The organism is Thiomicrorhabdus hydrogeniphila, assembly GCF_054656895.1.
Window position 1 is genome coordinate 113,434 of sequence record NZ_BAAHXL010000001.1, and the last position, 25,768, is coordinate 139,201.

Here is a 25,768-nt window from a genome sequence, read left to right on the forward strand (position 1 = left end):
TATAAACTTATTACATAATAACCCTACCATTAACAGAAACAAATAAACCATTTAATATTTAGGGCTTTTAACCAATCAAAAACAAATAAAAATGGCGATTATGATGGATGTTTTAGAAGATAAATAAGTTAAAAAGGTGTGATGAAAAAGAATTCTGTCTGAAATCAAATTAAAAAGTAAATAATAACTCTGGAAGGTTACAAAATTGGTAAGCAAAGGTTTATATAGAAAATACCTTTTCTTTTAAGTAAGTTTAAATCAAAAAAAACCCCGCAATAGCGGGGTTTAATAAAAAATAAAGCTGGTTGAGGTAGATTTATCTACCGATTATTTAGAAAATAAAAGCCGCTTTATCTTGAGGTAGTTTATATGTCCAAGGTAAACCAGCGTTTTTCCAACCATTTACCGCACGTTGACCTTTATGTGCACCAGATTTAGCTTTGTCACCTTCAAACCCTTCAAAAGCACTCCAAACATTGGTATAACCATTTTTAACCATAATATCAGCGGCACGTGCAGAACGGTCACCAGAGCGACACATTAAAATAATTTCTGTATTTTTACCCTTATTGATTCCTGTTTTTTTCATTAAGTCTTCCACTTGACCAACAAAACCAGAATTAAAGTCTGCTTTATAGGTATTTTTCTTTTTGTCCCACGCAGAATAATCGTAAGTAATATAAGGGACATTTCCGTCAATTAACGCGGCATGACCAATAAGCTGCAACTCCGCTGGAGTACGAATATCAACAAATAATACGTTTTTACCACCATTTTTCTTAATATTATAAGTCTGTTTTGGCGTTAAATAATGATGAGCTATCGTTAATTTCTTTTTAGGAAGTTGTGCTTCTATTGCAGCTGAATCTGTTTTAACACCTTCAAGCATTTCAGCAGAAAATGCTGAGGTACTTACAATACTTGCCACCAAGAATAGAGCCGATAATAATTGACGTTTCATTCTAAATAATCCTTTAATTAAATAACAAAAATTCTGCGCAATTATATTAGCAAATACTGAAATAAGCTTATTAAAATTTTCTATTTAAGCAAAAGATTTTTATGAATACTGTAGATAAAAACCATATAAAATAACGTGTTTTAGTTATAAATACAGTGTTTTTTTAATAAAATAATATAACTAAACTGTGTAAATTAATTAAAACTAAGCGTTAAAAATTCACTGTAATCAAAATGACTAAATTCTATTAAAGTTAAATTATTTTGATTGGCTCTTAATAAAAAAATAGCATTAATTGGCTGCTTTTATATCTATTTCATATGAAGTATTTATCTAACTACTACGGCCTAATAAGTGTTAAATCAGCATGAGAATGGCAATAATCATTACCTCCTAATTTACCAATGGTATCTAATAAATCCGCTTGAATTATATTGTCTTTAAGAACCTTATCATCGACATATATCGCCACAACATCCAATAAAACTAACACACCACCAATGGGTTGTTCTGAAATAGTAATCGCTTCTCGCAATTTACATTCATAACGAACAGCGACACCTTTTACACTAGGTGGTTTCACTTTTTGACTGGGAATAGTTTCAATATTTAACTCATCAATTTCACTTTGTTGTGCCGTAAAACTGGTGCAAGTTGCATTCATATTGTCGGCTTGATTTGCTGGCACAATATGCACCACACACTCTTTTGTTTGCATTAAATTAGCTAAAGTATCTTTTGTTAATAAATCACGTGAGGGTACGTTGGTAAACGTTAATACAGGTGGATTACAGCTAGCAACACTAAAAAAAGAGTAAGGGGCTAAATTGCTTAAGCCTTGAGAATTTTGCGTGCTAATCCACGCAATGGGTCTGGGTATTATTGCCCCAGTAAGAAGTTGATAAAGCTCTGGCGGAGTTGCATTTTGGGTTTCAATATACATAAATAAAGGCCTATTTAAAATGAATGAAGAATAAATCAATTATGAAATATTATGACATACTAATATGTCATTCAAATTACCAGGCCTGGTAAAAGTAAAATTAACCCTTTTATTTAACGGTATTTAACCCATTTAATAAAGCAATAACCATGGCGGTTACAGTATCTTTGGCTTTAGCAACGCCCACTGAGCGTCTATTATCCGTTTGTAAATAAACATAAGCCATGGCTTGGGCATGTTTACCTTGTTCACCATTAGGGCTTTGCTCTAGCGTATGTAAGGCGTGTTCAGCATAATCAATAACATCTACAGAATCACCTGTTCTTTTATGCCAAGCATCACATAAAGCACTTAAGGTTCCATTACCAGTCCCTTTCCAAACCTCACCATTTACTTCTATAGATAAATGTTCTAAATCACCTTCTCTACTTAACTGATAATGATTAATTTGAATTGTATTATTATCTAACTGATAGTGCTCCATAAAGGCATTATATAAATCTTTATGAGTAACAACGCCACCCTTTTTTTCAGCCAATTCTTGGGCTATATGCGCAAAATCTAGCTGCACCCATTTAGGCAAATTTAAACCGTATTCTTGCGCCAAAACAAAAGCAGAACCCGCTTTACCTGACTGGCTATTTACACGAATAATGGCTTCATAATCACACCCAACATCTTTAGGGTCTATTGGTAAATAAGCCACATTCCAAGGGGAGTTTGGTTTCTGTTTTAATAAACACTTACGTATAGCATCTTGATGGCTTCCAGAATAGGCGGTATACACCACATCACCCACCCAAGGGTGACGAGGATGTGTTTGTATTTTGGTTACTTGCTCAACAACCGGTATCCATTTTTTTGGATTGGATAAATCAAGTTTAGGATCAATCCCTTCACTAAATAAGTTCATAGCAAGCGTAACAATATCCATATTACCGGTTCGTTCACCATTACCTAATAACGTCCCTTCTATACGATCTGCCCCTGCTAAAAGTGATAATTCAGCCGCCGCAACCGCACAACCACGGTCATTATGAGTGTGTATTGAAATCAATACCGATTCACGATTTTGTAAGTGGTTAATAAAATATTCAACCTGATCTGCAAAACGGTTTGGTGAAGTACTTTCTACTGTGGCGGGTAAATTTAAAATACATTTATTATTTGGGGTAGGTTGCCAAACATCCATAACCGCTTGGCAAACTTCTACCGCATAATCTGTTTCAGTTTGCGAAAAGCTTTCTGGTGAATATTCAAAAATCCATTTAGAATCAGGACTTGTTTTAGAGGCTTTAACGGCATAATCTTTAACCCATTTTGCCCCTTGAACCGCCATAGCTTTAATTTCATCTTTCGTTTTTTCAAAAACATTGTCACGTTGCACAATTGAAGTAGTGTTATAAACATGAATTACCGCTTGTTTAACGCCCTGCAAAGATTCATAAGTACGCTCAATCAAATGCTCACGCGCTTGCACTAACACTTGTACTGTTACATCATCAGGTATTAAGTTTTCTTCAATTAAACGTCGAGTAAAATCAAATTCAATTTGACTGGCTGAAGGAAAACCAATTTCAATTGTTTTAAACCCCATATCAATCAGTTCGCGCCACAAAGATAACTTTTGCTCAACCGTCATAGGGTTTGCTAGAGCTTGATTACCATCTCGTAAATCAACACTCACCCATAAAGGTGCTTTTTCTAAAAAATTATTTGGCCATTGACGCTGAGTTAAAGCGGGAGTTGGAGTACGACGATATTTACTTGAATTCATGTTTATTCTCTACTTGTTTGTACACTGACTATGTAAAGAATATTGTATTACCAGGCCTGGTAAATTTTATTGCGATTTATTCAACCATTTAGTCATTATTTAATATTTAATACACATATAATTAGTAATATTAAAATTAAATTCGATTATTGGTCAATATATGCAATTAGATAGCTACGACAAAACAATATTAAATGCTTTACAAAATAATGGTCGTTTAAGTAACCAAGAACTGGCAGATCAAATTGGATTATCGCCTTCTGCTTGTTTAAGACGCTTTAAAGCATTAGAAGAATCTGAAGTAATAATAGGTTATAGAACTTTATTAGATGCTAAAAAGTTAGGGTTAGACTTAATGGCTTTGGTGCATATATCCATGGACAAACACACAAAAGAACGTTTTTCTCAATTTGAAAAATCCGTGCAATCTATGCCCAATGTTTTGGAATGTTTACTTTTAACAGGACAAACTGCAGATTACCAATTAAAAGTATTAGTTAAAGATTTAGATGCTTATCAAGACTTATTACTAAATCATATAACTCAAATAACCGGTGTTAGCGGTGTGCATACCAGTTTTGTTTTACGTAAGGTTGTAAATAAAACAGCCATACCAGTAACGTAATTTAAGAATTAAGAATCTTTTGCTTCTTTAGAATTTTTATTAGCAAAACCCACCCCTTTTTTTGTTTTAGCAACCAAATCTAAAGCATTCACAATAGAAGCATAATCTAACCCTGCTTTTTTCATCTCAACAAAACAAACAACAATTACAGCAATTGGATTAGGCACTTCACCTTTCTTTTTATAAGACTGAATATTTTTTTCACTCACTTTAATTAATTTACTAAATTTTGGCAGGGTAATTTCAGCATCTAATAAATGCTTTTTAAATTCAATAAATGTCATTGGTTATCCAGTTGATAAAGAAATATTAATTATAAAAACTTAGCTTTTTACAAAAACCATTGCTAATTATAAAAAATTATTCGTAATGATTGGCAATATAATTAAAAAAACGTTACTATACCTATAATTTATTACTATTAGTAAGTAATAAATATTTTAAAAAACCCAAAAGGACATGAAAATGGCTAAAGCACTTAAGAAAAAAGCTGTAAAAAAAGCAACGACTAAAGCAACAATGAAAGCCGTTGCTAAAAAAGACATTAAAAAGAAAGAAGCTAAAAGCGTCATTAAAAAAGCAACTAAAAAAGTTTTAAAGAAAAAACTTTCTAGTAAGAAAAAAGTAAAAGTTGCTGCTAAAAAAGCTGTCAAAAAAGCGGCATAATAGCTGTAAGCTCTCTAAATTTTAGGGAGCTTTTTATTTATACTCTTTCAATAATCCTGTAATTTAATCAATCCCTTCACTTTTTTACCTATCTAAATACATAATTTAACGTATTTTTACACTTTATTTGAATTAATAAACTCATTTTTTTTCGTTGTGGTATAAATCTAGCTAAGATTTCTATTGATATAGATTTCTGTAAATCTATAATGTACAAATTAAATAAAGAAGCTGGTTAAAATTATGGCAATCGATAAAAATATCAACATTTTAGTAGTAGATGACTTTTCTACTATGATCAGAATTGTAACCAACCTGTTAAAAGAACTGGGCTTCACAAATATTGATGACGCTAATGATGGTTCTAAAGCTTGGCCAATGATTCAATCTGGCAAATATGACTTTATTGTAAGTGATTGGAATATGCCTGAAATGACTGGTATTGAACTGCTTAAGAAAGTTCGCGCTGATAAAGATCTAAAAGATTTACCATTTATGCTCATTACCGCTGAACAAAAACGTAGCCAAATTTTAGATGCGGCTCAAGCAGGTGTAGATGGATATATTGTTAAACCATTTACCGCAGCTATTCTTAAAGAAAAAATTGATAAAATTGCTGAACGTAAAAGCTTAGAAAAACGAGGCGCAAAAATAGCACCGCCATCACAAGCTAATCAAAATTATGCCGCTCAACAAAAAGCAAAATTACAAAAAATGTTAGCCGCCTTACCACCTGAAAAACGTAAAGCCTATATAGAAAAATTAAAACGTGACCAATATTCTGGATAACTAATTTAGTTTTCAGTTTAAAAATAGTGATTAAAAAGCGACATAAAATAGATTTATTTTATGTCGCTTTTTTTTTTGAAACATATATAGAGACCTTTGCACAAATCCATAAACCAACGATAACTATGGCAAGCATTGAATACTTGTCATTAAGTGTGTTTTATTAGGGTCAATTAAAACTCCTTGTAATGCAGAACGACCAATTAATAATGGTTTAGTAAAATGACTTCTATTTACTAAACTCACTTCTATTTCTCGTATTTTTCCTGCAATACAGGCTTCTAATAAAATAACAGGCCTAGTTTGATGCCCTACTTTTTTTGTTTTTATTTTGGTTTCTTTATAAAGCGGTATTTGTAATACAAGGTTGTGCTCTGTGGTAAATTTAATCCATCTTTGATTATTTTTTTTAAATACTAATATATTGGTAGCGTGTAACGATGAATGATCTGCACCACTATCAATTTTGGCTGGTAAAGTAATTTCTTTACCGTTTGCATAAAAAGTTATATCCTCAACCCAACCAATAACAGTTTTTGCCTGTGAAAATGGCGCATAACTTAATAAAATTAAGTTCAATAATAGGGTAACGAAAAATTTCATGTTGCACCTTTCAAATATTAAAGTGGTTTTAGGGTTAGTTGCTATAGCCATTATTATTTTTTTATTAAAAATGTTTTGGTTACCAATCACACAACCATCGATGCATTTACAAAGCCAACTCACCATGCAATATGAGTTTACTGGCAGTATAAAACCAAAAACAGAAATACACCTAGCACTTCCTTATTCGACTAAAGAAAACAGAGTTATTTCTCAAACATTAAGCTATAACGGTTGGCGTATTATTAAACGCAATTATAAAGAAGGCGTTGACCGCGGAATTACTCTGATTTCTATTGATAAAAAACCGAGTCCTATCACTTTTCAGTATTATTTTTCACATATTCAACCTGAAAAAACGACTTATTCTATTAAAGATGAAGAACGTAATAGATACACTAAAATTAGTGATTTAGAAAAACAAAAATCTGCAAAATTTATTACCACTTTAGAAAAAAATTTACCCAATATAAAAGAAAAAGATCCTTTTCCTATTGATGATTTTATTAATCAATATACTGCTTACTGGGGTACTTTTACGGCTTATTCTAAACTGGTTAATCAACCCTGTTCAGTTTGGATACAGAAACAAAAAAACCTTTTTATTACTTTACGTTCTTTAAATATTCCTAGTAGAAATGTATGTGGTGTTGCAATTGATCGCTTAGGGAATAGCTATAAAAGAAGTTGGTTAGAAATATATAACGGACAGGCCTGGCAAACTTTAGATGTTTGGTCTGAAAACACGCATAAACTCTTTCCATTAACTAAAAATCTATTGGAATATTCCAAATTAACTCATACCAAAAATATAAAAGAACATATTGAATTTACGGAAGTACAGTTAGAAGCTAATAACCAATTTAATATAGAAAAACTCTATAATTTGGAACTCTTACCCATAGATGTTCAAGACATACTCAAAATATTGCTGACCTTACCTTTTGCTATATTAATTACAGCGTACTTAAAGACTTTATTTAGAATAGAAACCTATGGAAATTTAACCCCAGCATTGTTAGGAATGGCCTTAGCTTTTACGGATTTATTACTCAGTTTAACCATTATGGCCCTGATTTTTTTACCTACTATTTTTATAAGAAAATTAGTCAGTAATAAAAATAAAATTGTTGAACATACAGTTACCTTAACTTTTTTAATTTTAATACTCATCTTTATTATGACTTTGTCAGATATGTTTAATTGGCTAAATAACCCTACAGACGTATTATTGCCAGTGGTTGTTTTGGCGTTATTAATTGATAAATATTTTGTAAATATAAAAAAACAAGGTAATTACCCCTCTAATATAAAAATGTTTAACACCTTAATGATGTCTTTATTAGTGGTGTTAATTTTGCAATTTTCTTTTATTGGTGAGCAATTTCTTAAACACCCAGAATTGCATTTAATTACGATTGCTTTAGCCATTTTGCTTTGTAAACCATATGATTCAAATCAAGATAATACTGAACAAAAAGATCGTGATATATCCTCAGAGAATCCAGATAAAATAGAGCCTATTTCTAATTTGGATAAAACAGTAGATACAAAAAAAACGGTTAAATAATTAACCGCTTTTAATTAAAACTTATATTTAGTTTTTATAGATTAAAACAAACTACTGTTAATCATGGTATGTACCCAAATACTAACAAAATACCCTAAAGCAATTGCAGGTGTCCATTTAAGATGGCTAAAGAAAGTATATTGCCCTTTTGATTGTCCCATTAAGGCGACTCCAGCCGCCGAACCAATAGAAAGTAATGAACCCCCTACCCCAGCAGTTAATGTAACTAGCAACCATTGGCCATCACTCATATCAGGATTCATAGTTAACACTGCAAACATCACCGGTATGTTATCAACAATAGAAGAAAGTAACCCTACTGCAATATTAGCGTTTGTAGCACCCCATTGGCCATACATTACCTCTGAAGCTAAACTTAAGTAACCTAAAGTACCTATACCACCTACCGCTAAAATAACACCAAAGAAGAACAATAATGTATCCCACTCAGCGCGGGCTATTTTGTTAAATATATCAAACGTAATAGGTTTAGCTTCATCATGAGTTTCACCTTCACCAGTATTGCCTGTTTCATAAGAAAGCTCGCCTGTTTTCTTTAAATAATAGGCAAAAAATTGCAAGTAGGCTAACCCCATCATCATGCCTAAAACGGGTGGCATATGTAAGAAATTATGCATTGAAACGGCTGTTGTAATGGTTGCAAAAAATAAGAAAATAATACGTTTAGCACCACGACGCATATTTATTGTTTCATCTAACGCTTCTGGCGAACCTTTTGGTAAAAAGAAAGTCATAATAATGGCCGGAACCGCAAAGTTAACTAAAGCAGGTATTAATAAATTAAAGAATTCATTAAAATGCAGTAACCCTTTTTGCCAAACCATTAAAGTAGTTATATCACCAAATGGGCTAAATGCTCCTCCGGCATTGGCAGCAACCACCACATTAATAAAAGCTAAACTAACAAAAGCCGGTGAATTTGCTCCAACCGCTAAAATTACGGCCCCCATTAATAATGCCGTAGTTAAGTTATCTGCAACAGGTGAAATAAAGAAAGCCAATAAACCGGTTATCCAAAACAATTGTTTATAACTAAACCCTTTTGAGACTAACCAACCTCGTAACGCGCTAAAAACCTGACGTTCTTCCATGGCGTTTATATATGTCATGGCGGCTAAAAGAAATAAAAACAGTTCTGCAAATTCTAAAATATTATGTCTTACAGCTTCTTCGGCCACATTTGGCATATCATTTTGTAACATGACATAAGCGATAATGGACCAAATTAAACCTGCTGCCAAAATGACGGGTTTGGATTTTCTTAAATGAGAAAATTCTTCTGTCATAACCAATATATAAGCCAGTACAAAAATACCTAAGCTGACATAACCTGCCCAGCTATTGGCTAAATCCAATAAATTAACATTTTCGCTCGCAAATGCTAAACCTGGCACTAATAACCCTAAACTTAAGCTAAAAATAGCTAAAACAGTTTTCATTACTTTCCCTTTATATTCAAATTAATCCCTGTATTATAATGGTTTGAACTTGATAAATTAAAAGAATTACTTTATATGAAACCATTGAAAAAACATCGAATTTTAGCTCCTTGGGAAACACTATTTAACAAAGTAGCTACCCCTTTTGAACGTTTTATACACCAACAAACCACAACCGGTTTGGTATTAATGTTTATGACCATTGTGGCACTTATTTTAGCCAACTCCCCTTTTGCTGAAACCTATGCCCATATTTTTCATACTCATATCGCTATTAGCGTGGGTAGTTTTAGTATTGATCACTCTATTCATCATTGGATTAATGATGGTTTAATGGCGTTATTCTTTTTTGTCATTGGCTTAGAAATAAAGCGTGAAGTATTAAGTGGCGAACTTTCTGAACCCAAAAATGCGCTTTTACCTATTTTAGCGGCAATTGGTGGAGTTACGGTTCCTGCTTTAATTTACTACTACATTAATATGGGATTACCAAGTGAAAATGGTTGGGGGATTCCAATGGCTACCGATATTGCTTTTGCAATCAGTGCTCTCGTTTTATTAGGTAAACGTGTACCTGTTGCTTTAGTTACCTTTTTAGTCGCCTTAGCTATTGTAGATGACTTGATTGCCGTGGGTGTTATTGCTTTATTTTATACTGACCAAATTCACATTTTCTCGCTGTTAATGGCTTTTGTCTTTTTTGGTGTATTAATTGTCTTTAATCGTTTTGGTATTCATCATCCACTACCTTACTTTTTAGTAGGTGGTTTAATGTGGGTATTTATGCTTGAATCAGGTGTTCATGCTACTATTGCAGGGGTTTTAACCGCTTTAGCAATACCCCATAAACCTAAATTTAATCCACAGTATTTTGATGAACACATAGCTAATTTAACCGATAAATTCCGTCAACACCCTATTGGTGAACAACATGAATTACATGACCAACAAAAAGCCGTATTACACAATATGGAAGATACTGTTCATGCCGTTCAAGCGCCTTTAAACCGTTTAGAACATGATTTTCATTTACCTGTCAGTTTAATTGTTATACCGTTATTTGCATTAGCTAATGCTGGTATTGCTTTAGACTTTGGCCAAATGGGCCAAATGGTATTAGAACCCGTTACTTTAGGTGTTATGTCAGGATTGGTGATTGGTAAAGTCATTGGTATTGCTGGTATTTCATTTTTAGCCATTAAAATAGGGTTAGCAAAACTGCCAAAAGACACAACAATGAATCAATTATTTGGTGTATCTTTCTTAGGCGGTATAGGTTTTACTATGTCTATATTTATTGCTGAACTTGCTTGGTATGGTTCTGAAAATGGTATGCAAATGTTATTAGAGGCTAAAACAGGGATTTTATTTGCTTCTTTATTTGCCGGGATTATTGGTTTTGTTTGGTTACGTTTTATAGCTAAACCAATTCATTTAGAACAAACTGAAAACTAAGTAAATAAGAGTTAATGAAAAAAACGGGGGTCTGATACCATTATTTTTGTAAGGTATTTAGAAAGTCATCTATCAGCTTTTTTCTTAACTCAAAATTCATTCCTTTATGCGCACTAAGTAAGTTTTTTAATGGTGAAAATACCCCGCCATCAAGTCCATTTGTGGTGGTTGGGATTTGAAGCCGTTTGCGTTTTTGATAGGTAAATATAAATGCTATATTTGTTTTCAAACTTCGATAAGCGGATCTTACTCTACGATGTTTATAACTCCATCGATTTGAATGCTCATGAAATGTTTTTTCTTTTAAAAATGCTTCGTGTTTTGAAAACCATTCTTCCAACATTTCTTTAAATAAATCTTCGTCAACATATTGAATATATCCAGCGATTTCTTTTAAATCTTTTGCAGGTATTAGCTTGGGATTTTTTGTTAAATAACGGGTGATAGTCGCCTGTATGTGGAATAAACATAATTGAACAGGAATTCCTTCAAACGCTTGAATTAAGCCTCTTCGTCCATCGAGTACGACACCTTTTATATTGAATCCTTGATCCTCTAATTCTTGTTTTAAAACGATGTAATCTTGAATTGTTTCTGTTTGAATATAACGCCAGCAGAGTACCTTAGATGTGATGGCATCTTTAAACACAAGTACGCCAAACTTATCGATGCGTTTACCAAAAAAAGTCGCATCTGCAATGAGGATGATGTCACTTGGAATTGCGGTTGCTTTTGTTGGGGTATATTGTGAAATCCATGACCGAATAGTGGGGATGCTTACTTTGTATTTATCGGCCAAACATTGAAGTGTCTGTCTTTGATAGAAGTATTCCTTAAAGACTTTATCGATGTGTTTTTTAGGCTTTCGTTTGAGCTGGAATTTTGATTGGCAGACGTGACAAAAGTAACGCTGGATACCGTTACGCTTGCCTGCCTTTTTGGTTCTATTTGAGGTGCATTTAGGGCATTTTTTCGCAAACTTTTAAAACTCATTTTAAAACTTTACCTAAAAACCCTTTATTTTAAACAGGTTACATCTAAAAACAGACCCCTATTTTTTTCATTAACTCGTAAATAATAAAAATTCACTGATAAAAAAACCCCGCTAATTTGTATTAATTAGCGGGGTTTTTTATATCTAATTAAATATTACCAGGCCTGGTAAAATCTATAAAATTGTTATTATTCAAAATCAAAATCATCTAAAGTTGGTTGTGGTGCATGACCATCATGTATTAGATTATTTCTGTATTGTAAATAACTTTCTCTACTAAAAACATACGGATCTGGTTGTGATTTTATATCTTCTAAAATTTTAACTATTTTAGTGTATTCAACAAATTTATCACCTGTATAAATCATGACTCTATCTGTATCTGTTACATCTAACATTTCATTATAAACAGGGTCATAAGTTGCTTCTGTTAAACCACCAACTAATTCACGTGTAGTAAAAGGTCCAAGAATTGGTAGCACTAAATAATTACTTTCATTCCAAACGCCCCATTTATATAAAGTTTGACCTAAATCTTCGTTTTTAGGTGCTAAGCCAGCCGGTTCAGCAATATCTAAAAGACCAAACAAACCAAAAGTCGTATTTAACGTAAAACGCATTATTTCTGATAATCCGTCTTCGACCTTACCTTGTAATAAGCAATTAACGGCTGATAAAGGGGTGCCTAGGTTATTAAATACATTACTAATACCTGTACGTACAGGTTGTGGTACAACACCGTTATAAGCATCAGCTACTGGCTTACCTACTGTATCGTTAAATCCTAAATTAAAATCAAACATTGTACGGTTAAAAGATTCGTAAGGATCTTCAGTATTCATTGCAGGAATAGGTGTATTTGATTTTTTTGGTGTTACATCAAACTCTTCTAAATCTGCATAGCTATTGAAGCTAAAGAATAGAGTGCTTAAAGCAACTGAAAGTACTATTTTTTTTATCATAATTTTCTATTTAACGATTCTTAGGTTAATTTTTAGACAGTGTACAAGGAATTTTAATTTCTTCAATCGTTTGTTTAAATAATTCTAATATCTGCATACGTGAAAACGTCTTACGCCATGCAAGGGCAACCGTTCTTTTAGGAATAGGGTTTGCTAATGGTTTTATTGTAAAAAGCTCACCATCACGTTCTGAGAGCGATGTACATGGAAATATGGAGATACCTGCCCCAGAAGAAACCATATATCGAATCGTTTCTAAAGAACTGCCTTCAAAGGTTTTTTGTAAACGGTTACTTTGATAATTCATATGAGTAAGATTAGGAAAAGCTTCAACCACTTGGTCTCTAAAACAATGGCCAGAACCTAATAATAAAAAAGTTTCATCTTCTATCGTTTGTAATTTAATAGGTTTATTACTTTTTGCTAAAGGATGATCATTAGGAATAATGGCATTAAAAGGTTCATCATAAAGTGTATAGGTTTCAATATTAGGTTCGTCAAATGGCAAAGAAAGAATAACAATATCCAGTTCACCTGATTGCAATTTATCAGCTAATACATGGGTATAGCCTTCTTCTATGATTAAAGGCACATTGGGTGCTAATTTATGAAAATTAGGAATCAATTTAGGTAATAAATAAGGGGCTATTGTATAGATTGCTCCTATTTTTAATTCACTGATTAAATCCCCCTGAGTTTCTTTAGCTATTTGTTTAATATCTTTACTTCGTTCTAAAATCTCTTCAGCAATTCTAATAATTTTTTGACCTACTGGAGTTATCAAAACATCTTGTTTACGTCGTTCAAATAAAATAACGCCTAATTCATCTTCTAATTTTTTTATTGCCACACTTAATGTTGGTTGACTCACAAAACAGGTTTCTGATGCTTTTCTAAAATGTTTTTCTTTAGCAACAGCAACAATATATTTAAGTTCATTTAATGTCATTGAATTGTCTTTTTTTGAAGTTGATTATGGAACTTATTTGGATAAGTCGTTTACTTAGTAAAGTATATATTTTTTATATATATAACCTCTTATAGTTCTTATTAGCACAAAGAAATCTGTAGATAAGTCTTAATTAAGGTATTTTATCAAATAGTTAGTATGTGATTAAGGTGTGTGTAGAGTTTCTGATAAAGTATGTGTGTAAGTGTGCGTGAATTGTGGATAAAATATCACTTTGTCTTTTTTCACTAAGTTATCCACAAAAATACATAAGTTATCCCAAGGGCTTATTGACTAATTTATATCAAGTAACTTAATAAATATTAGGAAACAAATTTTTATGAAACCAACAAATATCAATACAGATTCTCTATTGGATTTGTTTCAATCTAGAAGAACATGTTACCAGTTTTTAGATAAAAATAAGTTTCCAGTAGATGATAATAAAGTGGATCTTTGTTTAAAAAGTGCTATTTGGGCTCCTAATCATAAATTAACACAACCTTGGCGTTTTTGGGTTGTAAGTGAACAGGCTAAATCGCAGTTTGCGGATATTTATGCAAAAAAAAGAGCAGAAAAAAAATCTTTATTAGAAGCATGTTGTTACGATAAATTTTATCAGCAAGCGTTTGATAAATTTATGGCTATTCCCAAAATAGTCTTAGTTGGTCAACAACGCAGCTCTTGTGAAATAACCCAAAAAGAAGATTATGCAGCCTGTGCTTGCGCTATTCAAAATTTTCAACTTATGGCTTGGCAACAACAACTTGGTGTTCAGTGGAGTACTGGGCCAATTATATTTGAGAGTAAAACTTACCAAATATTGGATATTAAATTTTCAGATATGGAGTTAATTGGTGCTTTATATATTGGAAATATAGATGAAAGTTGTATTCCAAAGTTATCACCCAAAAGAAAACCGCTTGAAGATGTAACGGTTTATTTAGATTAAATTTTCAGATTTACCAGGCATGGTATGCCCTGCGGCAAACAAAACGATGTAAGCAGAGGGTAAAATGAACAAAATGGATTTAATCTTATTTAAATAACATTTAAATATGCTTTAAACTTGTGTTTTAAAGTGTAATCTTCTACTTTACTTGTCCCTTTATACAAACCGATTCTTAATATATTTATGTCTATGTCATTAACAGCACAACAAGTTTTACAAAAAGTTTACGGTTACGATCAGTTTCGTAATCAACAAGCTGAAATTATTAATGACGTTATTTCTGGCCAAGATTGTTTTGTTTTAATGCCAACAGGCGGCGGTAAATCGCTTTGTTATCAAATACCCGCTTTAATTAGATCAGGCACAGCTATTGTTGTTTCGCCTTTGATTGCGTTAATGCAAGATCAAGTTTCAGCATTACAAACTTATGGTGTGTCTGCGGCTTATTATAATTCTAGTTTAGATACTCATTCGGCAGAAGAAGTGTTGGCAAAATTGCATTCTGGGCAATTAGATTTATTGTATGTATCGCCAGAACGTTTGTTAAATCAACAGTTCATTCAACGTTTACAAAGTATGCCTATTGCGTTATTTGCTATTGATGAAGCGCATTGTATTTCACAATGGGGTCACGATTTTAGACCTGAATACAGTCAAATGGGTTTATTAAGAGAAAAATTTGATCAAGTGCCTTTTATTGCACTTACCGCAACGGCCGACCGTACTACTCGCCAAGATATTATAGATAAACTGCATTTTCATGAACCTAAGATACATGTAAGCAGTTTTGATAGACCGAATATTCGCTACAAAGTATTAGAAAAACATAACCCAATGAAGCAATTAATGGGGTTTTTAGAAACGCATCAAAAAGAGAGCGGAATTATTTATGCTTTAAGCCGTAAACGGGTTGAAGAAGTGGCCGAAAAACTAAAGGAAGAAGGGCTTAATGCTAAAGCCTATCATGCTGGATTACCCGCACAAATTAGACATTCTGTGCATCAACAGTTTATACGTGATGAAGTGGATATTGTTGTTGCCACCGTTGCATTTGGTATGGGTATTGATAAACCTAATGTCCGTTTTGTAGTGCATTATGATTTACCAAAAAACATTGAAGGTTATTACCAAGAAACAGGGCGAGCAGGGCGTGATGGTTTGCCTTCTGAAGCTTTATTATTATTTGGTATGCAAGATGTGGCTACGGCTAAACACTTTGTAGAAAATGTTCCTGATGAAAATCAACGTCGTTTAGAAAACTTTAAATTATCGAGTATGGTTGATTTTGCCGAGGCACAAACCTGCCGACGTAATGTGTTATTAAATTATTTTGCAGAACCGAGTCATAAACCTTGCGGCAATTGCGATATTTGTTTAGATCCACCCACTTTATTTAATGGTAAAGAAGTGGCGCAAAAAGCCTTATCTTGTGTGTATAGATTAAACCAAGGATTTGGTGCTAAACAAGTGATTGATGTATTACGTGGTATGGATAATGAACGTATTCGTAATCTGAATCATAATCAATTGAGTACCTACGGAATTGGTAAAGAGTATTCTGCGCATGAATGGTCAAGCATACTGCGTCAACTGATTCATTTAGGGTACTTGTACCAAGATATTCAAAATTATTCAGTGTTGAAGCTTACAGCGCTTTCTGGTGATGTTTTAAAAGGTAAGGTAGAAGTTCAATTAGCGTTTCCAAAAAAACAAACGACTAAAATTACCAGGCCTGGTAAAAAGTCAGTTAAAGAAACATTATTAGACAAAGATCGTGATTGTTTTGAAGAATTAAGAGTTTTGCGTAAAGAAATTGCCGAGAGTGAAGATATACCCGCTTATCAAGTTTTTGGTGATGCTACTTTGGTTGAAATGGCGCAAAAGAAACCACAAACAGATGCTGAATTATTAATGATTACTGGTGTAGGTGAAACTAAGTTATCACGGTATGGTTTTGAATTTTTAGCGGCATTAAGAGAAGTTTAGTAAGCTTTTAATGCTTTATTTTAAAATGCTAAAAATTAATTGACTCTTCATCTTCAATAATTGAATTATTATTTGTTAAATTACGAATTCTTTTCTTAAATAAAATTTTATTTTGTACCGCTTCTGGTAAGTCGGTAAATAACATAATATTTTTATCAATTAAGATATCAACCACATCTTCAATTACCCGCACCATATCTAAATCAAGTTGATGTAAAACCTTTTGAATGATTTCTTCACTGTTTGGTGCTGTTTCAATAAAGTCTTTTAATTTAGGATCGTGTAAACTAATTTCTTCTAAACCTGGTGCAGGTGTAAAATAAATATTATTTATTTGATTATCTTCATTACGTTCAATATAAATCATTAGTGTTAACTCATTTTAAATTTATAAATATTGGTTTAATATTAATCATCTATCTCAGATAAAACGTTACCTAATAATTCAGTTAATCGATCATTTTGAGAATAATCAACTGGGCAATCTATGATTGTTACCGTATTATTTTTGAGTGCAGTTTGTAAAGCTGGTAATAATTGATCTGCGGATTCAATACGAACCCCTTGTGCGCCAAAAGATTTAGCGTAATCAACAAAATCAGGATTTTTAAAATCTATATAAGCGGAACGACCAAAACGACGTTGTTGTTTCCATTCAATTAAACCATATTGGCTATCATTCCAAATTAAAATAACAATAGGCGCATTACAACGCAATGCAGTTTCAATTTCTTGTGAGTTCATCATAAACCCAGCATCACCGGTAACAGCAACTACGGCTTTATCAGGATAAGCAAGTTTTGCTGCCACCGCACCAGGCACCGCAATACCCATACCGGCAAAACCGTTTGAGATAATACAGGTATTGGGTTCATCGCAACGAAACATACGCGCCATCCACATTTTATGGGCGCCAACATCACTTATAGCAATATCGTCTGAGTCCATAGCGGTACGTAAATCCCAAATGATTTTTTGCGGTAGCATTGGCCAATCGTCGCTTTTACAACAACGATTCATCTCTTTTATGGTTGCTTCACGTAATAAAAAGTCAATTTGAGTAGCTTGCATTGGTGTATCAAGAATTTCATCTAAAGCTTCACCTAATCCAGCTAAATTAGCACCGATATTACCAATTAATTCAATTTCTGGAATATAGCGGTTATCAACTTCTGCTTTTTGTGTATCTATATGAATAATGGTGTGAAGACGGTTTGGATTCCATAAATGTGGATGATATTCAACCATATCAAAACCAACACAAAGCACTAGGTCTGCTTTAGCAAACCCAGCATTTTCATAGTCGCCTTTTTGCAGGCCTGCTGTACCCATAGACATTTCATTCCAAAATGGCACAATTCCTTTTGCCATAAAGGTATTTACAACGGGTATTTTGTGTTTAGTAACAAACTCTTGTATATAGTCACTGGCTCTAGCGCGTACGGCACCGTTACCGACTAAAATGAGTGGATTTTTAGCTTTAGAAACCTGTTCGGCAGCTTGTTTTAATAAACTACGATGTGCAAATGTTAAGCGATTTGTACTAACAGGAAGTGGGAGTTCTAAGGTGTCCATTTCTGTAATATTTTCAGGCAAATCAATAAAGGTGGCACCTGGTTTTTCGGCTTCAGCAAGTTTAAAAGCTTTACGTACTACTTCTGGAATGGTTTCAGGTTCTAAAACTTGAGTTGCGTATTTCGTAATTGGTTTAAACATACTGACTAAATCAACCACTTGATGTGATTCTTTATGTAAGCGTGTAGTGGCTGCTTGACCAGCAATAGCAACTAAAGGCGCATTATCCATATTGGCGTCAGCAACACCGGTTACTAGGTTTGTTGCTCCAGGTCCAAGTGTAGACATACAAACACCGGGTTTACCTGTTAAACGGCCATAAACGTCAGCCATAAAGGCGGCACCTTGCTCATGTCGGGTGGTTATAAACTGAATATTTGAATCAAGAAGGGCATCCATAATATCGAGATTTTCTTCTCCTGGAATACCAAAAATAAATTCGACTTCTTCATTTTCCAAACACTTAACAAACAGATTGGCCGCTTTCATGGAATGCTCTCTTTTATATTTTTAAAGACCTTTGTATGAGTGAGGTGCGTGAAAAAATGTAATAAAACTTGCTTGGTTGCGACGAATAATGCAGCTATTAGCAAGTATTCAACAAAAAAACAGGTAATTTTTAGCCACTTTTAACCGTGTCTTGACTCGTGAAAGGTCTCTTTTAATTATCTAGAACGATTTTATATGCATATTGCATACTTAATGGACTTTATTATGAAGACTAAAAAGCGAAATAACCAGGCCTGGTAAAAGAATAATTATATAAATAGAACTTTGATTGTATTAGAAGTATGAGGAAAAAGAGTGGGGATTGGTTTGTTTAAAGATAAAACAATTAAAAAAGTAACTTAATAAATAAAATAAAACGATTAAAAAAGATGAAATAATTAAGTATGACAAAAATAAAAACCCACCGTTAAAGGTGGGTTTAAAGATTATTACATATTGGCAAGTTCATCAACGGTAGCCCACATTTTCTTGCGGGTACTATTCATACCAACATCGGTTAAATATTTACCATTTACTATGATTGAAGGAACACCCTCAACGCCATAATCTCTAGTTAATTGACCGGCATGTCGAACTAATTGATCAACTTTAAAACCTTTAAAAGTTGATATAAACTCACTCTCTTTTACACCAAACTGACTGTAAAATTTTGCAAGTGCTTCAACGGTAAACAGTTGTTTTTTATCTCTATGTAAGGCATTAAAAAATGGCATATGCGATTGCTCAACCACACCTAATTCTTGTGCGGTAAAAAACACACGAGCCATAAAAACCCAGTTAGGGTTATTAAAAACAACTGGCATACGTTCAAAATGAATATCTTTAGGTTTTGTTTTTAACCATTCATGAATACTTGGTTCTAAGTGATAGCAGTGTGGGCAACCATAACCAAAAACCTCAATAACCTGTTTAGGGTATGGAGCGGTAGATTGTGGTTTGGGTACTAATTGATATTGAACACCTTCTTGTAACTCAAATTCTTGAGCAGCAGACGCTGAAAAAGATTGAGTAGCCACTAGACCAGTTAATCCGGTTAAAAATGCTCTACGCTGCATAAATGTTTCCTTAAATATCATTAATCACTTAAAAAGAGACCTAAATATAAAGGTCTCAAGTAGCTGTTTTATAGCTCACCGTATGAATGTAAACCTGATAAGAACATGTTTACACCTAAGAAAGCAAAAGTGGTAACTAATAAACCAATTAATGCCCACCAAGCCATAGGTGTTCCACGGAAGCCTTTAGACATACGAATATGTAACCAAGCTGCGTAGTTTAGCCAAACAATTAATGCCCAAGTTTCTTTTGGATCCCAAGACCAATATCCACCCCAAGCTTCGGCAGCCCATAAAGCACCTAACACGGTAGCAATAGTGAAAAATGCAAACCCTAAAGAGATGGTTTTATACATTAAATCATCCATTACTTCTAAAGAAGGCATTCTGCTAGCAAAGCCACTGTTTGGATTTTTTTCAAGCGCTCTATGAGTTAATAAATAAGCTAGACCAATCATGGCTGCAATTGAGAAAGCACCATAACCAATAAAGTTAGCTGGAACGTGTATTTTCATCCAATAACTTTTTAATGCAGGTACAAGTGGTTGAATTACGTTTGCTTGTTTATCAAAGGTATACCAAAGTAAGAAAGCAACAGCGGCACTGACAACCAGCATTACAAAACCACCTAATGCACGAGTTTTGTAACGTTGTTCATAAAACAGATATACAAGACCAGTGATTACCGTAAATAAGATAAATACTTCATATAGACTACTGACTGGAATATGACCATAATCAAAGTTGATAATATAGGATTCACGCCAGCGAACCATCATACCAACTAAACCGAAAGCAACGGCGCTCCATGCAAATACAGAAGCACTTTTACCTGCAAATTCTGATTTGGTAAAGAGAGCAAAAAAGTATGTGATGCCAGAAATAACGAATAGAGCACTCATCCACATAGTAGCCGATTGACTGGAGACTAAAAACTTAAGGAAAAAGGCCTGTTCATTGGCTGTAATAACGTTACCGTGTATTTGATAACTCCATAGAGCAAGAAAAGTTAAACCCGTTACCCAAAGAGTAAGTTGTTGAATACTTTTCCATATATGCCCTAAAGCAATTAAACCAACAGTAACACCAGCAAGGATACCAATTTCAAATTGATCCATTAGCCCCCCGTACTGGTTCCAGGCGTAGAATGCCCCAATAATAACAAATAGTGCCCAGGCAAAATCTCTTATAGTGAGGGATATTTTTGTGGAATCTTTAAAATCATCCATATAGTTTTCAGTTTGCATAATCGTAGCCTTATAACTTATCTGAATAGCGGTTAATTTTCGTTTTGTGACTTATTATTATAATCTTGAATCTTGGTCACAATAGATTCAAATTCTTTGGTTGTTTCTGGTAAGTTTCTATTATCTTTTGCAGCAACAGTCACTTCAGTTCCAATATCATTACCATTATCGTCCGTTTTTGGTTCAATGTGAATCCAAGCACGGCGTTGTCTTACATAAAATAAGAAGAAGACACCAACAATAAGCATTGTACTACCAAAGAACACCACGTTTTTACCTGGTGATTTAGTAATTTGTAACCCTGTTGCCTGTATTTCTTTAAAGTTTGTAAGTTCAAAATACATTGGCGGACCATAAGCTGATAATGATGAAATTGTGTTTAAAGCATCTTCAAACCATTTTTTATCAAACTCAGAAATATCGTCATTGTAACTTTTAACTGCACCTTCTTCTTTTAGCACATTCATAAAAATAGTCTGTAAAGCAAAAGAGGTTTGGCTGAAGTAGAAGTCAGATACTTTTTTCTGATCTTTTTCAGGTACATTAGCTTTAACAAAACTATTAATACCACTAAAACCTTTCGTGCGGAATAACATCACCAATTGTTGTAATAGTTTTATTTGTGTGTCATAAGTTTTTTGAGTTACATCAGGTGCTTTTGGGTAGAGTTTTTCAAATAACACTTTAGTAATTAATGGGTTATTAATTTTTGCTAAAAGCTTAAAGAAACGTTCTTTTGTACGTTTTTTATCAGCCGGTATAAATAGGTATTTATAAGGTTCGGCATTACTTGCACGAACACCAGTCATAAAGAACCAACGGCCATCTTGTTTACTTGGTAAAAAGTAGTTTTCATACTCCCAAGCCGTACCTTGTTCATTACGCACCTTAAAAATAACAGTTGGGCCATTGTTGTGCATTTTATGACCAGTTATTTTAAATTCTTCTTCTGTTGCAGGCACAATATTGTGCATTTTAAAGTCATCAAATTCTGCTTTAAATGTTCCAACAGGGGTCTTTAAAGGCTCAATACTTTTAACACTGGTGTTTAAAGTAATTGAGTTTTCAATTGGTGATAAAAGTGGGTGTACTTTAAAATCAAGCTTTGTTCCACCATCACCAAATGATGATTGAAAAATTGTGTAATTTTTATAAATAAGAGGGTGATTCACCGAAATAGTTTGAACAATAGGTTTATCTAAATCGGGTGCTGTAAGCACTAAATCACTTTCAAACGATTTAGGCATACCAGTATCGTAATATTCAATACGGAAGGCCTTATTAGTAATAGTAAAAGGCAGTTTTTGTACTAAATACCCATCTTCATAAGGTAAAAATAAAACATCGGTTTTTTGACCTTCAGGAACATTTACTGAACCTCTAAAAGAGAGGTTATCAGGGCCTAACCAAGATTTTTGATTTACTTTATCTAAACTAACAGATCGTGTTTCAGCCTCTAAACCACCCGTTAGTTCTTTATATTTATGTAATAGACTACTGTCTAATAATGCACCTACACAGATAACAATAATTGAAATATGCGCTAAAAAATAACCTAAACGGTTCCAGCGACCTTTTAAACCTGCAATAGTAATACTGCCGTTATCGCGTTGGTTTATCTTTGTTTTAAAGCCTTTGTACTTTAATAAAGCCTTGGCATAATCTTTATGTTCATCAACAGTTAACGTACTTTCAAAAACTGTGTTATTTGGCTGATGTTGCAAGGCCGTTTTAGACATTTTTTCGCTGTACTGTCTAAAATCTCGTAAAAATCCAGGAGTATTACGGGTAACACAAACACTGGTTGAGAATAGTAAGAATAATAATACTAAGATAAACCATGCTGCCCCATAAACATGGAACAAACCTAAATCATTAAATACATGGCTCCAAAAAGGACCAAATTTAATAATATAGTCTTGAATGGTTTGGTCTTGTTTTAAAACCGTACCAATTACAGATGCAATAGAAAGCATTACCAATAAGGTAACCGCTAGATTCATTGACCCTATAAAGTTAATAAAAACACTTGGCTTTTTTATAGGCGAAGATTTTTTAGGAACCTGCGTTGGTTCTTTATTTGGCGTCGTTGGTTTGTTTTCGTCTTGTGTCATATTAGTCATATTTTCGTTTAGGTTAATTTATCTAGCGATTAAGGTATTTTTGTCATTGCTTACCGTTGGAAGGTACTTTAAAGATTTTTAATAAAAAAAGCTAAAAATTTAGCATGTTTTAGATTATTCTCTCGCATACCCACAAAGTTACTAAGTAAAGATTTGTATTTAACTACCCTTTTTTAAATGAGAATAAATAACGAGTCATTTTATATCATACGACACAGTTAACTAGATAGAATCGGTTTAAAAATAGGATAGAGTATATACTTATGTAAATCATTGATAAAGTATTAAAATATGAGTTTAATACTAGATTAGAAGATGATTATTACCTTTATATTTCAAAGGTTATTAATGATTTTTTATTCGTTTATTTTTTTAAAAATGGAACAAAAAATAAGATTATGCAACATCCTCTTTATCAGCAAGCCACTTATTTAAAAAGTGTACCCACTATTGATTTATGCCCAGAAGAGTTAACCCATGAGGTAGCGTTTGCTGGACGTTCAAATGCGGGTAAATCCAGTGCGTTAAACACGATTACAACACAGCGAACTTTAGCAAGAACCAGTAAAACACCTGGACGTACTCAATTAATTAATTTTTTTCCGGTTGATGAAACTCGTGCTTTGGTGGATTTACCTGGCTATGGCTTTGCTAAGGTAAATGTTAAGGTTAAGCGTGCTTGGGAAGCTGGGTTAAGTACCTATTTAGAAAAAAGAGAGGCTTTAAAAGGTTTAATACTCTTGGTAGATTCAAGAATGGAGCCAACAGATATTGATTTGGTTATGCTTGATTGGACTTTAGAGATTGGATTACCGGTCCATGTACTTTTGACTAAGTCAGATAAGCTGAATAAAGGCCCAGCTAATGCAAGTTTGCATGCAATGCAAAGTCTTATTGATGAAAATTATCCTCACGCTTCTGTTCAGCTGTTTTCATCTTTAAATAAACAAGGGCTAGATGAGGTTTGGGATAAATTAGATTCCTGGATGGGATTTGAACGCCCTAAAAAAGAAGTTGCCCCACAGCACAGAATTTTGGCTGAAAAGGGCACTAAGTTAAAGAAAAAGAAGAATAAAAGTAATATCAGAACCTTTTAAAACACCGTTTTAAGGTGTTTTAATTAAACATTGTTTAGGTTTTATGTTTAGGTTCATATTTTTTAAATTTGTTATGATCTTTTAAATTTTTCCATTTTTTGAATCTGTTCTGGGTTCAAAATACCGCGAATTTGCTGTTTGGTTTCTTTATATAATTCGCGTTTCTTTTCTGCTCTTTTTACAAAAATGCTTTTGAGTTCATGCTGTTGATTTTGAGTTAAGTTAAGTTTTTTTGTCATACGCTCAACTTTAAAGTTAATACGTTTTTCCATTTTTGCTTGGCGTTGTTCTGGACTTAATTTTTGGTGTTTTTTGTCCATTTTTTTGTGGTGACATTTTTTATCACCTTTATTATGTGAATAATGAGATGAACCTTCAGATTTATTGTAGTGGTTTTGACCATCAGCAAATACTGCAAAAGAAGCTGAAGTTAAGGCTAAAGCGGCTACAAGTGTTGTTAATTTTTTCATGAGATAATCTCCATAGGGTTGTGTTGTATAAGCAGAGCGTTTTGATAAGTTTTTCAGTTTTTATCTTTAAGGCTTTCTGCTTCTGTCACAATTAGTATCTCAATCAAAAGTGCAAACTTTATGCAATCAAAATGGTAGTTTGTGAAAAGCTTATTAAAATGGTTAAAATTCACCTGATTTTTGTTGAATAACTTGCTAATAGCGGGCTAATGTCTGCATTATTTGTCGCAACTGGGTAAGTTTTATTGCTTTTTTTCCACGTACCTCACTTATGTAAAAGTCTTTAAGTGATGCTTATAGCGTTGTTTCTAATAAAAACTTGTAACCCACACCATATACTGACTGTATCCAATCAATATCGCCAAATGTAGCGGTAAGTTTTTGGCGTAGTTTTTTAATATGACTGTCAATAGTGCGGTCTGAAACCACTCGGTTGTCGTGATAAATATTGTCAATGATTTGAGAGCGAGAAAATATTCTTCCTGGTGATTTAGAGAGTGTTTGCAGTATTTCAAATTCAACAGCTGATAGACTGGCACTTTTGTCTTTAAAATGAACTTCATAACGTTGATCGTCTAATTGCCAACCATTTGTTTGCAAAGGTTCGTTAGATAAGTTTGCTCTTCTTACAAGGGCTTTGACTCTAGCCACGACTTCTCTTGGGCTGAAGGGTTTACACAGATAGTCATCAGCGCCTAATTCTAGGCCAAGAATACGATCAAGTTCTTCAATACGAGCCGTAATCATCATAATGGGTACTTGGCTAAATTGACGTATTTGTTTACAAAGTTCTAACCCATCACCGTATAGATCACTATCTGGAAGCATGACATCCAGTAATACACAATCAGCTGGATTATTTTTTAGCCAGTGAATAACGTTTTTGCCAGATTCAAAATATTGCGTTTTATAACCATGGCTATGCAAATATTCCATAATGATTTCGGCAATTTTAATTTCGTCTTCAACAATAACAATTGTTTGACTCATGATTGTGAC

22 protein-coding genes and 2 pseudogenes are annotated in these 25,768 nt (G+C 33.3%); 8 read left to right on the top strand and 16 right to left on the bottom strand.

The annotated features are described in order from the left end of the window. Positions 1-331 precede the first annotated feature (331 nt). The 3 genes from ACYQ0E_RS00405 to ACYQ0E_RS00415 all read right to left on the bottom strand — a co-directional run bounded on the left by ACYQ0E_RS00405 (position 332) and on the right by ACYQ0E_RS00415 (position 3,681). Positions 332-961 (bottom strand): rhodanese-like domain-containing protein, encoded by a 630-nt coding sequence (locus tag ACYQ0E_RS00405; protein WP_460186292.1) that lies wholly within the window; start codon positions 959-961, stop codon positions 332-334. 340 nt (positions 962-1,301) lie between these two features. Then, on the bottom strand, positions 1,302-1,904 hold the full coding sequence (locus tag ACYQ0E_RS00410) for a flavin reductase family protein (protein WP_460186293.1): 603 nt from the start codon (positions 1,902-1,904) through the stop codon (positions 1,302-1,304). A 109-nt stretch (positions 1,905-2,013) separates the two neighbouring features. Further along, positions 2,014-3,681: a 2-isopropylmalate synthase gene (locus ACYQ0E_RS00415; protein WP_460186294.1), complete on the bottom strand. Its 1,668-nt coding sequence runs from the start codon at positions 3,679-3,681 to the stop codon at positions 2,014-2,016. Positions 3,682-3,841: 160 nt separating this feature from the next. On the opposite strand from ACYQ0E_RS00415, the gene ACYQ0E_RS00420 reads away from it, so the two are divergent. Continuing rightward, positions 3,842-4,306: an Lrp/AsnC family transcriptional regulator gene (locus tag ACYQ0E_RS00420; protein ID WP_460186295.1), complete on the top strand. Its 465-nt coding sequence runs from the start codon at positions 3,842-3,844 to the stop codon at positions 4,304-4,306. 8 nt (positions 4,307-4,314) lie between these two features. Here ACYQ0E_RS00420 and ACYQ0E_RS00425 read toward each other — a convergent pair whose 3' ends face one another. Continuing rightward, the gene (locus ACYQ0E_RS00425; protein WP_460186296.1) at positions 4,315-4,590 is read right to left on the bottom strand and encodes a hypothetical protein; all 276 of its coding nucleotides are present in this window, start codon (positions 4,588-4,590) and stop codon (positions 4,315-4,317) included. A 181-nt stretch (positions 4,591-4,771) separates the two neighbouring features. Between ACYQ0E_RS00425 and ACYQ0E_RS00430 the strand changes: the two genes are divergently transcribed. Both ACYQ0E_RS00430 and ACYQ0E_RS00435 read left to right on the top strand, forming a co-directional pair. Beyond that, entirely contained in the window at positions 4,772-4,972 is a 201-nt protein-coding gene (locus ACYQ0E_RS00430) for a hypothetical protein (protein WP_460186297.1), read from the top strand. Between the two features lie 243 nt (positions 4,973-5,215). After that, positions 5,216-5,596: pseudogene (locus ACYQ0E_RS00435) on the top strand (response regulator); the annotation flags it as partial. 288 nt (positions 5,597-5,884) lie between these two features. Here the strand turns inward: ACYQ0E_RS00435 and ACYQ0E_RS00440 are convergent. Next, positions 5,885-6,364, bottom strand: coding sequence for an ATP-dependent zinc protease family protein (locus ACYQ0E_RS00440; RefSeq protein ID WP_460186298.1), 480 nt, complete (start codon positions 6,362-6,364; stop codon positions 5,885-5,887). Between ACYQ0E_RS00440 and ACYQ0E_RS00445 the strand changes: the two genes are divergently transcribed. Then, entirely contained in the window at positions 6,363-7,934 is a 1,572-nt protein-coding gene (locus ACYQ0E_RS00445) for a 7TM domain-containing protein (protein WP_460186299.1), read from the top strand. The two genes, ACYQ0E_RS00440 and ACYQ0E_RS00445, sit on opposite strands and share 2 nt — an antisense overlap. A gap of 41 nt (positions 7,935-7,975) precedes the next feature. Here the strand turns inward: ACYQ0E_RS00445 and nhaD are convergent, their stop codons facing one another. Next, positions 7,976-9,394, bottom strand: coding sequence for a sodium:proton antiporter NhaD (gene nhaD, locus ACYQ0E_RS00450; RefSeq protein ID WP_460186300.1), 1,419 nt, complete (start codon positions 9,392-9,394; stop codon positions 7,976-7,978). Positions 9,395-9,469: 75 nt separating this feature from the next. Here nhaD and nhaA point away from each other — a divergent pair, with 75 nt between their 5' ends. Further along, a complete protein-coding gene (nhaA, locus tag ACYQ0E_RS00455) occupies positions 9,470-10,849 on the top strand; it encodes a Na+/H+ antiporter NhaA (protein WP_460186301.1) in 1,380 nt (459 codons plus the stop codon). A 40-nt stretch (positions 10,850-10,889) separates the two neighbouring features. On the opposite strand, the pseudogene ACYQ0E_RS00460 reads toward nhaA, so the two are convergent. The 3 genes and pseudogenes from ACYQ0E_RS00460 to ACYQ0E_RS00470 all read right to left on the bottom strand — a co-directional run. Further along, positions 10,890-11,807 (bottom strand): annotated as a pseudogene (locus tag ACYQ0E_RS00460) (IS256 family transposase, variant Zn-binding type); the annotation flags it as partial. A 224-nt stretch (positions 11,808-12,031) separates the two neighbouring features. Continuing rightward, positions 12,032-12,805: an MlaA family lipoprotein gene (locus tag ACYQ0E_RS00465; protein WP_460186302.1), complete on the bottom strand. Its 774-nt coding sequence runs from the start codon at positions 12,803-12,805 to the stop codon at positions 12,032-12,034. Between the two features lie 25 nt (positions 12,806-12,830). Further along, on the bottom strand, positions 12,831-13,754 hold the full coding sequence (locus ACYQ0E_RS00470) for a hydrogen peroxide-inducible genes activator (protein ID WP_460186303.1): 924 nt from the start codon (positions 13,752-13,754) through the stop codon (positions 12,831-12,833). A 340-nt stretch (positions 13,755-14,094) separates the two neighbouring features. On the opposite strand from ACYQ0E_RS00470, the gene ACYQ0E_RS00475 reads away from it, so the two are divergent. Further along, entirely contained in the window at positions 14,095-14,706 is a 612-nt protein-coding gene (locus ACYQ0E_RS00475; RefSeq protein WP_460186304.1) for a nitroreductase family protein, read from the top strand. 183 nt (positions 14,707-14,889) lie between these two features. Next, complete coding sequence (recQ, locus tag ACYQ0E_RS00480) at positions 14,890-16,692, top strand: DNA helicase RecQ (RefSeq protein WP_460186305.1); 1,803 nt, start codon at positions 14,890-14,892, stop codon at positions 16,690-16,692. A gap of 28 nt (positions 16,693-16,720) precedes the next feature. On the opposite strand, the gene ACYQ0E_RS00485 is transcribed toward recQ, so the two are convergent. From ACYQ0E_RS00485 to ACYQ0E_RS00505, 5 genes are all read right to left on the bottom strand, one after another. Then, positions 16,721-17,059, bottom strand: a complete 339-nt coding sequence (locus ACYQ0E_RS00485) for a hypothetical protein (RefSeq protein WP_460186306.1) — start codon at positions 17,057-17,059, stop codon at positions 16,721-16,723. A gap of 41 nt (positions 17,060-17,100) precedes the next feature. Then, entirely contained in the window at positions 17,101-18,756 is a 1,656-nt protein-coding gene (locus ACYQ0E_RS00490; protein ID WP_460186307.1) for an acetolactate synthase large subunit, read from the bottom strand. Between the two features lie 449 nt (positions 18,757-19,205). Beyond that, entirely contained in the window at positions 19,206-19,832 is a 627-nt protein-coding gene (locus ACYQ0E_RS00495) for a thiol:disulfide interchange protein DsbA/DsbL (RefSeq protein ID WP_460186308.1), read from the bottom strand. A gap of 68 nt (positions 19,833-19,900) precedes the next feature. After that, positions 19,901-21,079, bottom strand: coding sequence for a c-type cytochrome biogenesis protein CcsB (gene ccsB / locus ACYQ0E_RS00500; RefSeq protein WP_460186309.1), 1,179 nt, complete (start codon positions 21,077-21,079; stop codon positions 19,901-19,903). Between the two features lie 32 nt (positions 21,080-21,111). Further along, the gene (locus ACYQ0E_RS00505) at positions 21,112-23,202 is read right to left on the bottom strand and encodes a cytochrome c biogenesis protein ResB (protein WP_460186310.1); all 2,091 of its coding nucleotides are present in this window, start codon (positions 23,200-23,202) and stop codon (positions 21,112-21,114) included. Between the two features lie 398 nt (positions 23,203-23,600). Between ACYQ0E_RS00505 and yihA the strand changes: the two genes are divergently transcribed. After that, positions 23,601-24,299: a ribosome biogenesis GTP-binding protein YihA/YsxC gene (yihA, locus tag ACYQ0E_RS00510; protein ID WP_460186311.1), complete on the top strand. Its 699-nt coding sequence runs from the start codon at positions 23,601-23,603 to the stop codon at positions 24,297-24,299. 71 nt (positions 24,300-24,370) lie between these two features. Here yihA and ACYQ0E_RS00515 read toward each other — a convergent pair whose 3' ends face one another. Both ACYQ0E_RS00515 and ACYQ0E_RS00520 read right to left on the bottom strand, forming a co-directional pair. After that, a complete protein-coding gene (locus tag ACYQ0E_RS00515; RefSeq protein ID WP_460186312.1) occupies positions 24,371-24,769 on the bottom strand; it encodes a hypothetical protein in 399 nt (132 codons plus the stop codon). Between the two features lie 294 nt (positions 24,770-25,063). Next, positions 25,064-25,759, bottom strand: a complete 696-nt coding sequence (locus tag ACYQ0E_RS00520) for a response regulator (protein ID WP_460186313.1) — start codon at positions 25,757-25,759, stop codon at positions 25,064-25,066. Positions 25,760-25,768 lie beyond the last annotated feature (9 nt).

What these genes read in the sequence shown, in the direction of transcription:
- ACYQ0E_RS00405 (WP_460186292.1), bottom strand. Translation starts at nt 961, where the DNA reads ATGAAACGTCAATTATTATCGGCTCTATTCTTGGTGGCAAGTATTGTA.
- ACYQ0E_RS00410 (WP_460186293.1), bottom strand. Translation starts at nt 1,904, where the DNA reads ATGTATATTGAAACCCAAAATGCAACTCCGCCAGAGCTTTATCAACTT.
- ACYQ0E_RS00415 (WP_460186294.1), bottom strand. Translation starts at nt 3,681, where the DNA reads ATGAATTCAAGTAAATATCGTCGTACTCCAACTCCCGCTTTAACTCAG.
- ACYQ0E_RS00420 (WP_460186295.1), top strand. Translation starts at nt 3,842, where the DNA reads ATGCAATTAGATAGCTACGACAAAACAATATTAAATGCTTTACAAAAT.
- ACYQ0E_RS00425 (WP_460186296.1), bottom strand. Translation starts at nt 4,590, where the DNA reads ATGACATTTATTGAATTTAAAAAGCATTTATTAGATGCTGAAATTACC.
- ACYQ0E_RS00430 (WP_460186297.1), top strand. Translation starts at nt 4,772, where the DNA reads ATGGCTAAAGCACTTAAGAAAAAAGCTGTAAAAAAAGCAACGACTAAA.
- ACYQ0E_RS00445 (WP_460186299.1), top strand. Translation starts at nt 6,363, where the DNA reads ATGTTGCACCTTTCAAATATTAAAGTGGTTTTAGGGTTAGTTGCTATA.
- ACYQ0E_RS00440 (WP_460186298.1), bottom strand. Translation starts at nt 6,364, where the DNA reads ATGAAATTTTTCGTTACCCTATTATTGAACTTAATTTTATTAAGTTAT.
- nhaD (WP_460186300.1), bottom strand. Translation starts at nt 9,394, where the DNA reads ATGAAAACTGTTTTAGCTATTTTTAGCTTAAGTTTAGGGTTATTAGTG.
- nhaA (WP_460186301.1), top strand. Translation starts at nt 9,470, where the DNA reads ATGAAACCATTGAAAAAACATCGAATTTTAGCTCCTTGGGAAACACTA.
- ACYQ0E_RS00465 (WP_460186302.1), bottom strand. Translation starts at nt 12,805, where the DNA reads ATGATAAAAAAAATAGTACTTTCAGTTGCTTTAAGCACTCTATTCTTT.
- ACYQ0E_RS00470 (WP_460186303.1), bottom strand. Translation starts at nt 13,754, where the DNA reads ATGACATTAAATGAACTTAAATATATTGTTGCTGTTGCTAAAGAAAAA.
- ACYQ0E_RS00475 (WP_460186304.1), top strand. Translation starts at nt 14,095, where the DNA reads ATGAAACCAACAAATATCAATACAGATTCTCTATTGGATTTGTTTCAA.
- recQ (WP_460186305.1), top strand. Translation starts at nt 14,890, where the DNA reads ATGTCTATGTCATTAACAGCACAACAAGTTTTACAAAAAGTTTACGGT.
- ACYQ0E_RS00485 (WP_460186306.1), bottom strand. Translation starts at nt 17,059, where the DNA reads ATGATTTATATTGAACGTAATGAAGATAATCAAATAAATAATATTTAT.
- ACYQ0E_RS00490 (WP_460186307.1), bottom strand. Translation starts at nt 18,756, where the DNA reads ATGAAAGCGGCCAATCTGTTTGTTAAGTGTTTGGAAAATGAAGAAGTC.
- ACYQ0E_RS00495 (WP_460186308.1), bottom strand. Translation starts at nt 19,832, where the DNA reads ATGCAGCGTAGAGCATTTTTAACCGGATTAACTGGTCTAGTGGCTACT.
- ccsB (WP_460186309.1), bottom strand. Translation starts at nt 21,079, where the DNA reads ATGCAAACTGAAAACTATATGGATGATTTTAAAGATTCCACAAAAATA.
- ACYQ0E_RS00505 (WP_460186310.1), bottom strand. Translation starts at nt 23,202, where the DNA reads ATGACTAATATGACACAAGACGAAAACAAACCAACGACGCCAAATAAA.
- yihA (WP_460186311.1), top strand. Translation starts at nt 23,601, where the DNA reads ATGCAACATCCTCTTTATCAGCAAGCCACTTATTTAAAAAGTGTACCC.
- ACYQ0E_RS00515 (WP_460186312.1), bottom strand. Translation starts at nt 24,769, where the DNA reads ATGAAAAAATTAACAACACTTGTAGCCGCTTTAGCCTTAACTTCAGCT.
- ACYQ0E_RS00520 (WP_460186313.1), bottom strand. Translation starts at nt 25,759, where the DNA reads ATGAGTCAAACAATTGTTATTGTTGAAGACGAAATTAAAATTGCCGAA.